We start from the raw sequence: 14,355 nt of genomic DNA on the forward strand, positions 1-14,355 counted from the left end.
CATTCGTCGAGGGCGGCGAACGAGCCGTTCACGCGCACCTGGATAACGTGCCGTTATATAACGGCTCAGTGTAAGCGTGATGTTGATCGCATGGAACCTTCATTGACATGACAAGTTATTCGGCGGCCTGGGGGCGGGTGAACTGCGGTGAAATGGGCGAGGCGAAGGTGATAGCCCACAGGGGGACACCTTCATTCACGTGCCTGGAGGGGTTCCTGCGCACATGTGACCTGTATGGCGAGCCATTGTCTGACGGTGTAGTGCGTCCCGTCACCCGCCTCGAACGACTACCGCGAGATCAAAGCCCGGGGCGGCGTGCACCGCGGCGCCGCGGGCGCAACTGGTACAGGCGGTACCAGGCCAGGGCGAGAAAAACGGCACCGAGGCCGGCGACGACTCCCATATCGAGCAGCCAGGTGCCGAGGGTGTGTTTCCACAAGGGGTCCGGTCCACCATCGTGCGGCGAGAGGGTGTCGAGGTCGAGTGTGGCGGCTCCCGCACCGAACCCCCAGCGGGACGGCGAGATGTAGGACAGTTGCTCGAGCACGGGTGTGCCGGGGAGTCGCACCAGCCCGCCCGTGAGTACGAGTTGCGCCATGGAGAGCACGATCAGCAGCGGCAGCGTCTTCTCCGAGGTGTTCACCGCCACCGACACCAGCAAGCCCAGAGCCAGTGACGCGATGCCGAGCAGCGCCATCGCGAGGATCAGCTCCAGCTCGACGGAGGTGAAAAGCCCTTTCGGCGGCATGCTCACACCGATCGTGCCGACCAACACCAGCACCGCCGCCTGCAAGGTGGTGATCACCCCGAGCACCAGCAGTTTCGACATCAGATATACGCCGGCCGACAAACCCGCGGCGCGTTCTCTGCGGTAGATCGTCTGCTCCTTAACGATCTCGCGAATCGAGTTGCCGGTGCCGACGAAGCAGGCGGCGAAGGCCAGGACCATGAGCTTGGTCGGGGCATCGACGTTGGTTCCCGGCGCCCCGATGAACCCCTCGCCCGATGGCACCGCGGCGATCAAGCCGCCCAGCAGTACGGGCATCACGCCGAGTAGTGCCAGATAGCTGCGATCCGAGGCGATCACCGCCAGATATCGCCTGCACAACGTACTGAGCTGGCTGAACTTGGACTGCGGCGCCGGCGGTGGGGCAGGTGCGTGCACTTCCGCGGGGCCGACATCATCGGTCGGTGCGACCGCCGCGTACTGCTCGAAGCGTGGCGAAGCCCGGAATTCACCGGCCCAGTCGCGCTCCTCGTCACGGTCGAATGCCTGGAAGACCTCGGCCCAGGTGCGCTTCCCGAACTGCTGCAAACCCTCGGCGGGCGGTCCGTAATAGGCCAGTTTGCCGCCGGGCACCAAGACCAGCAGACGGTCACAGGAATCGAGGTTCGCCACGCTGTGGGTGACGACGATGACCGTCCGTCCGTCGTGTGCCAGTTCCGACAGCATCTCCATGACCGTCTTGTCCAGACCGGGGTCCAGACCGGAGGTCGGTTCGTCGAGGAACAGCAGCGACGGTTTGGTCAGCAACTCCAGCGCGACGCTCACCCGTTTGCGCTGACCGCCCGAGAGCTTGTCGATGCGGGTATCCGCGTGCCGTGCCAGGCCCAGTTCTTCGAGCACTTCGTCGACCCGCTGCTCGCGCTCCTCGCGTCCCGTGTCACCGGGGAAGCGCAGCTCGGCAGCGTAGAGCAGCGCGCGCCGCGTCGGAAGCTGGTTGTGCAGGATGTCCTCCTGCGGGACCAGTCCGATCCGGTGCCGGAGCTCGTCGTAATCGGTGTACAGGTCGCGTCCGTCGTAGCGGACCGTCCCTTCGGTCGCGGGCCGCAATCCGGTGACCGCGCCGAGCAGAGTGGACTTGCCCGCCCCGCTCGGCCCGATGACGCCGACGAGCGAGCGCTGCGGGATGGGGAACCCCACCCCGTCCAGGAGCACTTTGCCTTCCGGTGTCCGTACCGTGAGGTTCTGCACCGAAACCGACACCTCACCGGTGTCGACGGACTCGCGCAGCTCGTCGCCGACCAGCCGGAATGTGGTATGCCCCAGACCGATCGAATCGAAGTCGGTGAGGTCGGCGGCCTCGACTCGGGAGCCGTTGACGTAGGTGCCGTTGTGGCTGTCGAGGTCGACGATCCGGTACTTACCCGCGCCGATCGTGCGCAGCTCGGCGTGATGGCGGGAGACCATGAGGTCGGGCGTGACGATGTCGTTGTCGGTGGACCGTCCGATCCGGAGCGTGGGTTCGGTGATCCGGACGACCGCGGTGGGATGGGCGGTCGGAGGCGAAACTCGCCGGGGGAGGCCCGGAAGGAACTTCGTGACCGTGGCTTCGTCGTCGAGGTCGTAGCCGGGATCGGGGACGAGCATCGTGTCTCCACCGGCCTCGCCACCGGACTCGGGTGCGGGCCGCCCGTCTTGTCCTTCCAGAGAACAGGCCAACTGCTCGCCGTCGATCGCGTGACCCAGCTGGAACGTCTCGTCGTGGTCGATCACCATCTCCTCGACGCGGTGACCGTCGAAAAAGGTCCCGTTCAGACTGCCCGCGTCCTCGATTTTCCAACCTTCCGCATCCCGTTCCAGAACGGCATGCAAGGAAGATACGCGCGGATCGGTGACGACGACGTCGGCCTCTGGATCCCTGCCGACGTTATATGCGCCCCCGGCACGTAGCCGATAGACGCGTTCCCTGGTCTGCACCACGAGAACCGGCGCATCGGGAAATTCGGTGGAGGACGATTCATCCGCCATATTGCGAGTATACGACCGGGCCGTGCTACCACCGCAAGAGTTGTTCATCGCCGAGACGTCAGGGCGAGATCGGCCGCATCGGGCATCGTCCGCGCTACCGAGCTATCCCATCGGACCCGGTTCGAACAGCTCATACCCACCGGACGGGCCGAAGAGCTACCCCATCCGTATCGGTGCGAACCCGGCGCACGATCTGGCGTGTTTTCGTCACTCGGCGTTATTCGGCGAAGACGACATCATGCGGGTCTGAAATGCCGACGGGCGCCGAAAGATACGGCTTCGCTGCGAAAGATGGAACCGAACTCGAACCATCGGAAAAATTCGGCACATTGTGCTGAGAGCGGTTCTGCTTCGATAACTCGGCCTATCAGACGCTTCGAAAGAGGTATCGCGCCGCGCATGTCCCTCGAATTCGCCGACGCATCACCCGCCGACGCTTATCGACGATTTCGGGTCGCTCAACGAATTCGTGTTCCGGGGCACTTCGGCTCGGCCGGATCGACCTCCGGTGAGCGCCGTTTCGAGCAAAATCCTTGCGGAGGTGTCTGATACGGCCGGATCGAGACCCGATCCACTGGCGGGAAGATGCCTGCTGTCGCCGTCACGGTAGGAAGTTGCGCAGGGCCTTCATGTGAGTGTCGGTGTCACCGAGCGCTCAGCCGGCGAATGGGGGTAGGGCCGCGAATTCCGGGGCCAGCCGGGCGGTCGGGACGGTGTGTGCGATCCAGCGGCGGGCACGGCTGAGAGGATGGTCGGGAAATTTCGCGTCCCATCGGATGTCGTCGGCCAGGGTGAACGGCAGCCGCCCCCGCACCTCGGGAGCGTAGGGATGCGGCGGATACATGTTGTCGAAACCTATCTCCGTCGCGAGTACGGCCTCGCGCACACCGGTGGTGCCGGACTCGGGACAAAGGATCTGTAGCACCGCGCTGCTGTCGGCCTTCGGGACGATCACGGACGCGGCGAACACCAAGCCTTGCGGCTGGTTCGGCAACGGCAGCTTCTCCATTCGCAACAGCGCGGGCCGAGCGTCCAGCCACACCACGAAAGCTTCGATCAGGCAGCCGTTCTCGGCGCTGCGCTCGGCCAGGCGACGACGCAGGGTCGTCAGGTCCTCGAGCGGTGCGGGCAGGTCCGGGACGAGGCCGAAGTACGTCACGTTCACCATGTCACCGGTACGGGGATCGCGCCAGGTCGCGTTGTCGACCTGCTGCATCCGACCGGTGTCGAACGAAATGGGCACCGGGTCAGCGTATCCGCGACCGGCAGGAACAGGCGTGCGAGCCCGGTGCTAAGGTGGCCGCGTGCTCATCGAGGTCGACAGACTGTAGCCGCCTGTTCGAAGGCGGCGTCTCCGGGTCGGGCGTTCATCACTGCGATGAACCGCCGAGTCGCGCGTGTGCGTATCGCGCGGACACCCTTGTGCGCACCCGCACCATGTCGTCGACAGGTCGTGGAATCGGCCTCGGCGCACGGTGCCCGTCGCCCCAGCCTTCGAAGATCTCATCGCGCGGTAATCGTCCGCGGGCCTGACGTCTCCGATAGTTCCACGGTGATCGTCGCTGCCCGCTGCCGCGTGCGCAGCCCGCAAACCGGGCTTCGAACGCAAAGCTTCCCTCACGGGCACAAGGAGAACCACACATGCCTACATCCACGCATTCGCCGATCACGCTGCACGATCTGTCGTTCGAATGGCCCGACGGCAGCGTCGCGCTGGCGCGGCTCAACGGCGTCTTCGGCGCCGGACGAACGGGACTGGTCGGCCGCAACGGCGCGGGCAAGTCCACCCTGCTGCGCCTGATCGCGGGAATCCTGACGCCCACCTCGGGCCACATCGAGGTCGCGGGCGAAGTCGGCTACCTACCCCAGACGCTGACCCTCGGCCACGGCACCACCCTCGCCGAACTGCTCGGCATCGCGGGTACGCTCGCCGCATTACGCGCGATCGAATCCGGAGACACCGACGAACGGCACTTCGAGGCGGTGGGCGATGACTGGGACATCGAAGCGCGCGCCGACGAGGCGCTGCACGAGATCGGCTTCACCGCAGCGGATCTGGACCGGCGTGTCGACGAGATCTCCGGCGGGCAAGCCGTGCTCGCGGCCGTCACCGGGCTGCGGATCCGCCGCACTCCGATCACGCTGCTCGATGAACCGACGAACAATCTGGACCGGGCGACGCGCGCGCAACTGGGCGCGTTCGTCGACACCTGGCCGGGCACCCTCGTCGTGGTCAGCCACGACCTCGAACTGCTCGAACGCATGGACAGCACCGCCGAACTACACGCGGCGGCGATGGAAGTGTTCGGTGGCCCCTACAGTGCTTGGAAACAACATCTCGAACAGCGACAGTCCGCGGCCGTGCAGGCGGCCCGGACCGCCGAACAGGCACTGAAGACCGAAAAACGGCAGCGGATCGAAGCCGAGACCAAACTCGCGCGCCGCGAGCGCACCGCACGAGCGACGCAGCAGCACGGCGGCATCCCGCGCATCCTCGCCGGCAACCGCGCCAGCAGAGCACAGGCCTCGGCGGGCGCGATGCGCACCGGTCTCGACGCGAAAGTCCGAACCGCTCAGCAACTTCTCGATGACGCCGCGTCTCGCGTACGCCGCGAGGAACACATCCACCTCGACCTGCCCGACCCGGACGTGCCACGCGGCAGGCGCATCGCCGAACTACGCGACGGCGACCACACCCTCGTCATCCAGGGCCCCGAGCGGGTCGCGCTGGTAGGACCCAACGGCGCCGGGAAATCGACGTTGATCGAGAACCTGCTGGGCATCGGGACGCACACGCCAGGGCGCGTGACGGGCGCCCTGTTCACCGACCGCGTCGGCTACCTGCCGCAACGCCTCGACGGACTCATCGAGGACGCCGGCGCGGTGGACAACGTGCACGCCGTCGCCACCACCACCCCACCGGCCACCATCCGCAATCAGCTGGCCCGGCTGCTGCTGCGTGGCGACAGCGTGGACCGGCCGGTGTCGACGCTCTCGGGTGGTGAACGCTTCCGCGTCTCGCTGGCCCGGCTGCTGCTCGCCGACCCACCCGCCCAATTGCTGATTCTCGACGAGCCCACCAACAACCTCGACATCGCCAGCGTCGAGCAGCTCATCGAGGCGCTCGCCGGTTACCGGGGCGCGGTCATCATCGTCAGTCACGACCATCCGTTCCTGGCGCGAATCGGCATCGACACCATCGCCGAACTCGGAGCGGACGGCCATCTGCGGCGGCTCGGCACGCTCGAGGAACTCGGCCGCTGACGAACCGGCCCGGCCACCATGCGCGATACGCGTTGCGCACCACCCATCGGGCGGACCGGCATGGTGGCCGCCGCGGCACCGGCATTCGCCGCCTCTGCGCCGAGGCGCTGATCACAGGGGGCCGGCGTCGATGATCGCCTGGGCGAACGGGTGCGGCGTTTCCTGGCGGAACGTTGTGGCCGATGCTGTAGAGGACTCGGTGCTCGTATTTGCCGACGAACCTGTCCCGGTAGGGCTTTCCGTCTCTGGCCGCACCGTCGAAGTCGCTGGTGTTCGTCTGCGGGCGGCGGCTGGGTGCGAGCCCCCCGGCCGCGCCCATGACGCTAGGCATCGCGGGGTGCTGCCGCGACCGTCGGATGACGTACGCACTGTCCGTCATCCGGCGCGGAGGGGTTATGCGGTGGCGTCGTCTCCGGCCGGTAGGAGTCCGGCGAGATCGGTTCGTGAGCTGACGCCGAGCTTGGGGAAGATCCGGTGCAGGTGGGTGCTGACGGTGCGGTGCGACAGGTACAGCCGCTGCCCGATCTCGCGGTTGGTCAGGCCCTGAGCCGCCAACCGCGCGATGCTCAGCTCGTGCGGGGTGAGCTGCTCGCGGGCGTCCGGGCTCCGGTTGGGGCTCGATTCGCCGGCGCCACGCAGTTCGAGGCGCGCTCGTTCGCTCCAGGCGGCGAACCCCAGCGCGTCGAAAGCCTCTCTGGCCGTGCGCAAATGGGTCCGGGATTCGACGACCCGGCGTTGCCGCCGCAGCCATTCACCGTAGGAAAGGTGCAGTCGCGCGCGTTCGGCAGGCCAGCCGCTCAGGTCCGCCGCCAGCGCACCGGTGAAATGCTCTTCGGCGGTGTCCGTCGCGAGCAGGGCCTGTGCGTAGCGCAATCCGATGTGCAGGGCGGGTGCGGGTGTGGACGCAGCCGCGGGTTCCAGTTCGCGCAGCAGCTCCCGCAGGGCGTCGGCCTGCCCGGCCCGGATCGCGGCATCGGTGAGTTCGGCGAGAAAATACGCGCGCAGGGCCGGCGAGTGGGACGGATCGCCGGGGTCGTGCATCCGCCGGAGATCGGCGAAGGCGTCGTCGAATCGTCCCTCACCGAGGGCTGCGATCCCGCGAGCGAGCTGGACGGTGGCCAGTACCGGCCGTGCGCCGGAGGCGAGGCCGATCCGTTCGGCGTCCGCGCCGAGGGCAGCGGCGTGCGGATAATCCCCGTGCAGTGCCGCGATCTCGGCTTGCACGGCGACGGCCAGTCCGTGCATGAAGGGTTGTCCGGTCTCGCGGGCGAAGGTCGCGGCTTCGGCCGCGACGGGCGCCGCGGTGGCGAGGTCGCCGAGCCGGGTCAGGCTCCAGGCCCGCACCGTGAGCGCGCGTGGCAGCAGCCCCAGCTTGCCCGCGGCGCGCAGGCCGGGTGCGGCCGCGGTGGAGAAGTGGGCGGCGAGGTCGAAGGCGCCCACCTGGAGGGCCGCGCTGCCCAGGAAACGATCGGTCTCGGGGTCGCGGCCGATGCCGGAGGCCAGTGCGCGCAGGTGGTGGTGAACGTGTTCGCCGCGTTCGAAGGGGGCCACATACGCGGCGACGGCGACCAATCGCGGGTCGTCCTCGGAGATGGGGAGTTCGTCGGCGACGGCGAGGAGCGCGCGGCGGGTGGCGAGGCCGGGTTCGGACCAGAAGCATCGCATGGCCGCACCCCACAGAATCCGCATCGCCGCGTCGGCGTGGCCCTCGGCGGCGACGGCTGCTGCCAGCGCCGCCAACTCGGCGATGCGCGAGGGATCTTCGCGTACTCCGTCCTCGAATCCGCTGAGCAACCAGGCCGCGGTGGCGTGGTGGCGAGGTGTCGAGGGGAGTGCGCGCGCGGCGTGGACGAGTCGCTCGGCGGTGGCGCGGCGGCCGGAGTCGACGGCGAGTTCGGCCGCGCGCAGCAGACGGTCCGCCTGCCGGTCCGGGTGGTCGGTCAGGGCGGCAGCCCGCTCCAGCGCCGCGATCGCGCCGGTGCGGTGGCGGGCGCGTTCGGCGACCTCTTCCAGTTCGAGGGCCACCTGTTCGTCCGGACCCACCGTGGCCGCGGCGCGCTGCCAGGCGCGCCGGTCCGGCCGTTCGATGATGTCGGCCAGCGCGTGGTGCGCGCGCCGGCGTTCGTCGGCCGTCGCCGTGGCGGCGATGGCCGATCGCATCAGCGGGTGCCGGAAGGCCATCGTGGCGGTGCCGAGTTCGATCAGCCGGGCCTCGACCGCGGGGGTGAGGATCGCGGGCTCGGCCGTGGATCCGAGCAGAACGCTTGTGGCGGCGAGCGTTTCCGCGAGGGAGTCGCTGTCGTTGAGCGCGGCGACGAGTAACGCGGATCGGGTCGGCGCGGGAAGTGTGGCGCCGCGTGCGGTGAAAGCGCGTTCGAGCCGTTCGGTCAGCGGGAGGGCCGGGGAGGGTTCCTCGAGGTCACCGGCCACCGTGGGCAGTTCGGTGAGCGCGAGCGGGTTGCCGTGGGCCGCGGCCAGCAGCCGCCGACGCGTCGGCGCGGACAGCCCGGGTGCGGCGTGGTCGAGTAGTGCCGCCGCGTGATCGTCGGGCAACGGCTCGAGTGGCGTGAGAGTCAGTTCCGCGTCGGCGAGCGGTGAGTGGTAGTCGTCGCGGAGTGTGGCGATCATGGCGATCGGTTCGGTGTCGATGCGGCGGGCGACGAAGGCGAGGACCTCGACGCAGGCGTGATCGAGCCAGTGCACGTCTTCGGCGACGATCAGCAGCGGCCGCTCGACCGCCGCGTCGGCCAGCAGCGTCAGCGCCGCGAGCCCGACCAGGTAGGTGCTCGGCTCCTCCTCGGAGTCCGACAGGCCCAATGCGGTTGTCAGCGCCTCGTATTGACGTGGGGGCAAGGCGTCGAACCCGTGGCGAAGCGGGTACAGCAGGCGGTGCAATCCGGCGTAGGCGTAGTTCTGTTCGGCTTCGACGCCCGCGGTCCGCAGCACCCGCAGCCCCGCGATGGCCGCGGCGGCGACCGTCTCGTCCACGAGCGCCGACTTTCCGATGCCGGCCTGCCCTCGGAGGAGGATACCGCTGCGTTCGGCGGGACCGTCGACGAGCGCGCGCAGGTCCTTCAGCTCGGTGTCTCGGCCGAACAGCGGCATGACGCGGCACTCCTTCTCCGGGTCGCCCGCCGGATGCGGGCCCTGCCGAGACCCTACCCACGCGGGTGAACCCGGAGCCGGTGGAGCGGATGGTGCCAGGTGGTGGCCGGGATGACCCGCCTGCGGTGGTCGATCACCCCGGACAGCTACGGTGAGGTCCGTAGCCAATCGGTGAGCGCTGTGAAGTCCGTATCGAGCAGACCCAGAACGCCGTCGACACGATGCAGCAGGGCGCGGCCGTGGTGGTTGCCGCAGACCCAAGCCGAATCCTGCTCCCTGACCTCGTCATCGATCCAGATGAACGAGCGTCCGGCGGCCGAGGCGACCACAGCTCTGGTCTTCCAGTGCAACTCGTCGTCGAAATAGTCGCCGCCGGGATAGCCGGGCAACGCCACCACCGGCAGCCGCGGCAGACCGAGGATCGGCGCGAGCACGCGGTTGGCGTCCTCGCCCCACCCGGTGGCCCACCTCAGCTCGCAGTCCAGTGCCAGCAGTCGGTCGCCGAGGCGTCGGGTCAGCCCGGACAGGAGCGGATTCGATGGCTGCTGCCATGCCGACCAGTCCACCTCGCTCACCGCTGGAGCGGCGGTGCCGTAGGGCAGCAATGTCCCATCGACGTCCAAGAACAACAACGGTCGAGTCGAACCACCGGCCACGGCGACAATTCTGCGTACCGCAGCGGCAGGACGGCAACCAGGTCGGGGCAACTCCCCGCAGTTGCTCGAACTTGCCGCATCGGCTGTGCTGACATTCGAGGTGAATCCTTTGGTGATGTCCGGCCCTCTCATATGTGTGCCGGCAACCGGGTCGGCGCGAATCGAGGAGGTTGTCGTGATCATTGCCGCCATCGCAGTGGTGACCGTGCTGGTGGGCTGGTGCAGCGTTACCGTGCTCCGCCGCTGGAGCCGCTCGCGTGACTGACCACACCTGGCCGGACGAGCGTTTGGTCGCCGCGGCTCGCGAAGGCGACGCCGCGGCGATCGCCGCACTGGTATCCGGTTCCTATCCGCATGTGCGCCGGTTCGCGCACACACTGTGCGCCTCCGCCGAAGACGCGGAGGACGCCGCACAAGAAGCGCTGATCATCCTCTACCGCAAGATCGGGACGTTGCGGGCCTCCGGTGCGCTGGCGTCGTGGATGTTCCGCATCGTCCGCAACGAGTGCGTACGGCAGTGGCGCATGGTGACAAGGCAATTCGAGCCGATGCCCGATTCCGTCGTGGCGTCGGCCGAGGACGAGGCCGTGCAGCGACTCGAAGCCGCCCGAGTGGCGGCGGTGATCGCCGCGCTGCCCGCCGACCAGCGGCGGGTGCTGATCATGCGAGACGTTCAGGGGTACAGCGGCCGGATGGTCGCGAGCATGCTCGGCCTGAGTGTCGCGGCGATGAAGTCACGGCTGCACCGTGCCCGGGCAACGGTGCAGCACCAGCTGCGGAATACACCGCACCCAACTCCGGAGAGGAGCGGACAGAATGACTGACGAGCAGAACTTCGCCAGCGCCTCGGTGCCCCGGCATCTGGTACGCGGCGTCGTGGGATTCGGCGCGCTGATCGGCGCTATCGCGTTGCTGCCGGTATTCGGGATGTTCGCATTGCTGCTGGCACCGGTGGGGCTGCTCGCACTGCGCGGGTGTCCGACCTGCTGGGCGATCGGGCTGATACAAACCATCTCGCGGGGGCGGCTGCAACGTTCGTGCGTCGACGGTCGGTGTCGCCTGACCGGTGCCGAGCACGTCGGGCTAGGACACGGCACCCGGGCGCCTGATCGTGTGGTGACAGCAGTCGGCGGCGATGTGCGACGAGCGTCACACTCGGGAGATGGCGCCGTCATGTAACGCTGAGCGCTGCCGTGACGAATAACAGCCGGGTACAGATGTTTTGGTCACCACTGGGGGTGGCCGGTACCCGCTGTCGGATACGCGCGCTGCCGCCGGACCAAGCACTTTCCCCCTGCCCGGCGGCAGCGCCCGCCGGCGCGAGTCGTCACATCCCGCTCACCGAGCCGGCTGGTCTTCGGCGGCTACCGACCTCCGACGGGCCGTGGACAGTTGTCAGTGGTGCGGCTGGTGGGTGGTGGCTCTGAACAGCACGCGATCCAAGGATTCTCGTAACGCTTCCATGTCTCGAGGTGCGCCGATCTCGGGGAGTTCCTCGACCACCGCGGCCGCGATGTCGCGGAGTTTGATGTTGGTGTCCTGGGAGGCGGTTCGCAGGATCGCGAAGGCGTGGTCGGCGTCGACGCGGTAGACCAGCATCACCGCACCCTTCGCCTGCTCGATCACCTGTCGCGCGGCGGCGACCACTGCCTCATCGACCCCGTCAGGCGGCATGTTTCCCACTCCCGGCATCTACCCCGTCTTCCGGCATCGAAACGGCCTCCGTGCGCCGGTGAATCGGCTAGCGCACCCCGCCCTTTCGATGCTCCGGCAACGGCGGCACCCTGATCGCGTTTTCGAGCCCTGCTATACCGCGAAGGCGGTCCGCACGCCCCGGATCGTCGCGCAGACGGTCTCCGCGCCCGGTCGCGGTTCAGGGTTGTTCGTGCACAGTCAGCAGCAGGTGATCGAAACGGGTGCGGGTGCGGGTGTCGGCGCCACCGAAGGCGGCCAAGCCGGCGACGAGTTTCTCGGCCAACACGCGAAGTTTGGTGTTGGTCTCCTGTGAGCGCCACCGCAACACCGCGAAGGCCTGCTCGGCGTTGATGCCGTAGATGGCGCTCAACGCGCCCTTGGCCTGTTCGATCACCTCTCGCGCGGCCACCATCTCCGGCAACTGCTCGTCGATGGTCTCCTGGCGTTCGGCGGCCACGGTGTCGGTGACGTCGATGTAGAACCCCGCGGTGCCCACCAAGGCGCCGCCGGAGTCGCGTAGCTGGTCGCCGACCACGAGCACGTGGTGCATCACCCCGGCGGTGTCGATGATGCGGTGCCTGCTCGAGAACGGCAACCCGGTCTCGACCACCGTCTCCAAGGTGTCGGCGACTTCGTCGCGATCATCGGGATGCTTGTGCGCCAGTAGCAATTCCGTCGTCGGTTCCACCTCGCCGGGGCCGTAGCCGTGCAGGGCGGCGACCGCCTCGGACCACTCCCAGCGCTGATCGGCGAACCAGAACCGGAAACTACCGGTGTGCTGCGGAAACCGGGGCTCCAAGCCCAGTTCCATCGTCTCGTGTTCGTACACGAACACATTATTTCCGTTCCCCCCGCTCTCACACGGCAGGGACCCGGCGGTGCCGCTTTCCGGACCGTTGTCCCGCTGCGCGACCCGCTGACCGCCGCCTTCAGTGCGCGCCGAGCGTATCGAGGATCATCGGACGCGCCGTCGCGAGCGCTTGCTGCCAATAGGGCCAGGTGTGGGTTCCATCGATGATGTCGATGCGGGCGGTGATGCCGAGTTCCGCGAGCCGATCGCGGAACATCTGGGCGGAAGTGATCGTCATGGTCTCGAGCCCCATCGCGTTGACGGTGTTGCCGAATCCGAACGGCACATCGAGCGGGCCGGGCAGGCCGTTGCCGCTCGAGACGTAGATCGGCAGTCCGCGCAGCAATTCCGCCTGTTCGGTGGCATCGTTGCGGCTCCAGGCGGGGTCACCCGCCGGACCCCACATGTCGTCGACGTTGAAGTTGCCCTCATCCCACATGGCGGCGCGCATCGCTTCGTTCCAGAGCGGGAATGTCGGGTGCAGGAATCCGGAGAAGGATCCGGCGAACTTGAACTGATTGCGGTGGTAGGCGGCCAGCATCAGCGCGGCGTTGCCGCCCATGGAGGCGCCGACGATGGCGTTGTTGGTGCGCGACACGCCGTATCCCTGCAGGTAGGCAGGCAGTTCCTTGGTGAGGAAGGTTTCCCATTTGTACGTCGCCGCTTGACCGTTGGTGCTACTGGATCGGTACCAGTCGGTGTAGAAGCTCGAATGGCCACCGACCGGGAACACCACTGTGACGTTGTCGTCCGCGAATTGGCGCAGGGCGTCGGTATCGGTCGTCCACTGACTGTGATCGGCCGGGGCACGCAGGCCGTCGAGCACATAGAGCGCCGCGCTTCCGCCGCGGGCCGCCCACTGGACCTGGACTTTGATCGGCCCCATGCTGGACGGCACGGATAGCTCCGTGTAGCCGCCCACCGGTGCGCGCGCTATCGGTGCGTGGATCGGCGCGGCGGTCGCCACGGTCGCCCCGATCGACGACATGAGCACGGCTGTCGCCAGGACAGCGCCGGTCTTCCTCAGCCGACCACGAACAACCCGCTGCTTCCCGGATCGCGCTGCCGAACCCACCCGCATCCCTCCTCTTTCTTCCGGTTCGATGACCGAAGAATTCCGATTCGTTCGTCGAGAGCATGTCGTTCCCTCCGCGTTCGCGGCCCACCGTGCTCGGGATCGGGAAGATCATCCTAGGTCGCGCCGCAGCGGCTCCGGAGCGCCGAACTTGTCAGGTCTGGGAAATCCGGTCCCGACGACTTGTCCGGGTGACGCGGGCGGCCCGCCGGCTCCGGGCCGCTGCGGACCAGTTCGAGGGATGCGGATCACCGGCCGGGAACCATCGCTGAACGTGCATTTGCCAGATGGTAGCCGGAGTGTCCGCTTCGCGGCCCGGCCTGTGGCACCGATCAGATATGCGGCGTGTCACCGGCCGATCTCGGTGGAGTCACCTCGTCTTCCGGCTTCCTCACCCAGACCATCGCACCGCGGATGGCCGACGCGGGCGGCGGTGTGATCATCAACCTCAGCTCCTGGGTGGCTCGTCTCGGGATCCCTGTGGGTGCGCTCTGCAGCGTGGTCAGGCCTCTCGGCGGTACGCGCCCTCACATGACGTGCTCGCCTCGCCGCATCTCACCTGCCGCGGCCGCCTTTCGCGGTCATGCGCAGACCCCAGATCTCCAAGGTCGCCGCAACGCCCAGGTATTGCAGGTAGGCGGCGATCACCAGCCATGCGCCGTAGTCGTGCAACCATGCTCGCAACGGCAGCAGCGCCAGGAGGCCCAGGCAGATCATCAGGGCGCCCAGGACCAGCGCCGGGATTCTCAGCGGCGCGAGTTGCTCGTCGAAGCCGCGGGCGGACCGCGCCGGGTCCGTCGTGGCGCTGCGGCTCGATCGGGCGGCAGGAGGACCGCCGCGACCGGCCGTATCGAATGGGCTGGGCATGGACGCTGGGATAGCCATAACGTTCTCCGGGCCGACGCTCCGATCGACCGAGGTAGCGATTCGATATGGAACAGGACGCTCGATCGCCGTC

11 protein-coding genes and 1 pseudogene are annotated in these 14,355 nt (G+C 67.9%); 3 read left to right on the forward strand and 9 right to left on the reverse strand.

Annotated features, from left to right (window positions below):
• Positions 1-298 precede the first annotated feature (298 nt).
• Together ABZ803_RS20500 and ABZ803_RS20505 are read right to left on the reverse strand one after the other, a co-directional pair.
• On the reverse strand, positions 299-2,752 hold the full coding sequence (locus ABZ803_RS20500; RefSeq protein ID WP_357040363.1) for an FHA domain-containing protein: 2,454 nt from the start codon (positions 2,750-2,752) through the stop codon (positions 299-301).
• 655 nt (positions 2,753-3,407) lie between these two features.
• Positions 3,408-3,995, reverse strand: coding sequence for a hypothetical protein (locus ABZ803_RS20505; RefSeq protein WP_357040366.1), 588 nt, complete (start codon positions 3,993-3,995; stop codon positions 3,408-3,410).
• Positions 3,996-4,393: 398 nt separating this feature from the next.
• Between ABZ803_RS20505 and ABZ803_RS20510 the strand changes: the two genes are divergently transcribed.
• The gene (locus ABZ803_RS20510) at positions 4,394-6,016 is read left to right on the forward strand and encodes an ABC-F family ATP-binding cassette domain-containing protein (RefSeq protein WP_357040369.1); all 1,623 of its coding nucleotides are present in this window, start codon (positions 4,394-4,396) and stop codon (positions 6,014-6,016) included.
• A gap of 111 nt (positions 6,017-6,127) precedes the next feature.
• Here the strand turns inward: ABZ803_RS20510 and ABZ803_RS20515 are convergent.
• From ABZ803_RS20515 to ABZ803_RS20525, 3 genes and pseudogenes are all read right to left on the reverse strand, one after another.
• Positions 6,128-6,284, reverse strand: a pseudogene (locus ABZ803_RS20515) (alpha/beta hydrolase); the annotation flags it as partial.
• Positions 6,285-6,409: 125 nt separating this feature from the next.
• Positions 6,410-9,121, reverse strand: a complete 2,712-nt coding sequence (locus ABZ803_RS20520; RefSeq protein ID WP_357040371.1) for an AAA family ATPase — start codon at positions 9,119-9,121, stop codon at positions 6,410-6,412.
• 146 nt (positions 9,122-9,267) lie between these two features.
• Positions 9,268-9,777 carry a hypothetical protein gene (locus ABZ803_RS20525; RefSeq protein ID WP_357040374.1) on the reverse strand — a complete coding sequence of 170 codons (510 nt, stop codon included), beginning with the start codon at positions 9,775-9,777 and terminating at the stop codon, positions 9,268-9,270.
• 257 nt (positions 9,778-10,034) lie between these two features.
• On the opposite strand from ABZ803_RS20525, the gene ABZ803_RS20530 reads away from it, so the two are divergent.
• Both ABZ803_RS20530 and ABZ803_RS20535 read left to right on the forward strand, forming a co-directional pair.
• Entirely contained in the window at positions 10,035-10,601 is a 567-nt protein-coding gene (locus tag ABZ803_RS20530) for an RNA polymerase sigma factor (protein WP_357040377.1), read from the forward strand.
• The gene (locus ABZ803_RS20535; protein ID WP_357040380.1) at positions 10,594-10,956 is read left to right on the forward strand and encodes a hypothetical protein; all 363 of its coding nucleotides are present in this window, start codon (positions 10,594-10,596) and stop codon (positions 10,954-10,956) included. Before ABZ803_RS20530 ends, ABZ803_RS20535 begins: the two co-directional genes overlap by 8 nt.
• 216 nt (positions 10,957-11,172) lie before the next feature.
• Here the strand turns inward: ABZ803_RS20535 and ABZ803_RS20540 are convergent, their stop codons facing one another.
• The 4 genes from ABZ803_RS20540 to ABZ803_RS20555 form a co-directional block, all read right to left on the reverse strand.
• Positions 11,173-11,451 carry an ANTAR domain-containing protein gene (locus ABZ803_RS20540; RefSeq protein ID WP_357040383.1) on the reverse strand — a complete coding sequence of 93 codons (279 nt, stop codon included), beginning with the start codon at positions 11,449-11,451 and terminating at the stop codon, positions 11,173-11,175.
• Between the two features lie 199 nt (positions 11,452-11,650).
• Complete coding sequence (locus tag ABZ803_RS20545; RefSeq protein ID WP_357040727.1) at positions 11,651-12,283, reverse strand: PAS and ANTAR domain-containing protein; 633 nt, start codon at positions 12,281-12,283, stop codon at positions 11,651-11,653.
• Positions 12,284-12,401: 118 nt separating this feature from the next.
• Positions 12,402-13,310 carry an alpha/beta hydrolase family protein gene (locus ABZ803_RS20550; RefSeq protein ID WP_357040386.1) on the reverse strand — a complete coding sequence of 303 codons (909 nt, stop codon included), beginning with the start codon at positions 13,308-13,310 and terminating at the stop codon, positions 12,402-12,404.
• Between the two features lie 642 nt (positions 13,311-13,952).
• Positions 13,953-14,264 carry a hypothetical protein gene (locus ABZ803_RS20555; protein WP_357040389.1) on the reverse strand — a complete coding sequence of 104 codons (312 nt, stop codon included), beginning with the start codon at positions 14,262-14,264 and terminating at the stop codon, positions 13,953-13,955.
• Positions 14,265-14,355: the final 91 nt, after the last annotated feature.

Origin of the sequence: Nocardia sp. NPDC047648 (assembly GCF_040642815.1) — a bacterium.
GTDB lineage: Bacteria > Actinomycetota > Actinomycetes > Mycobacteriales > Mycobacteriaceae > Nocardia > Nocardia gamkensis.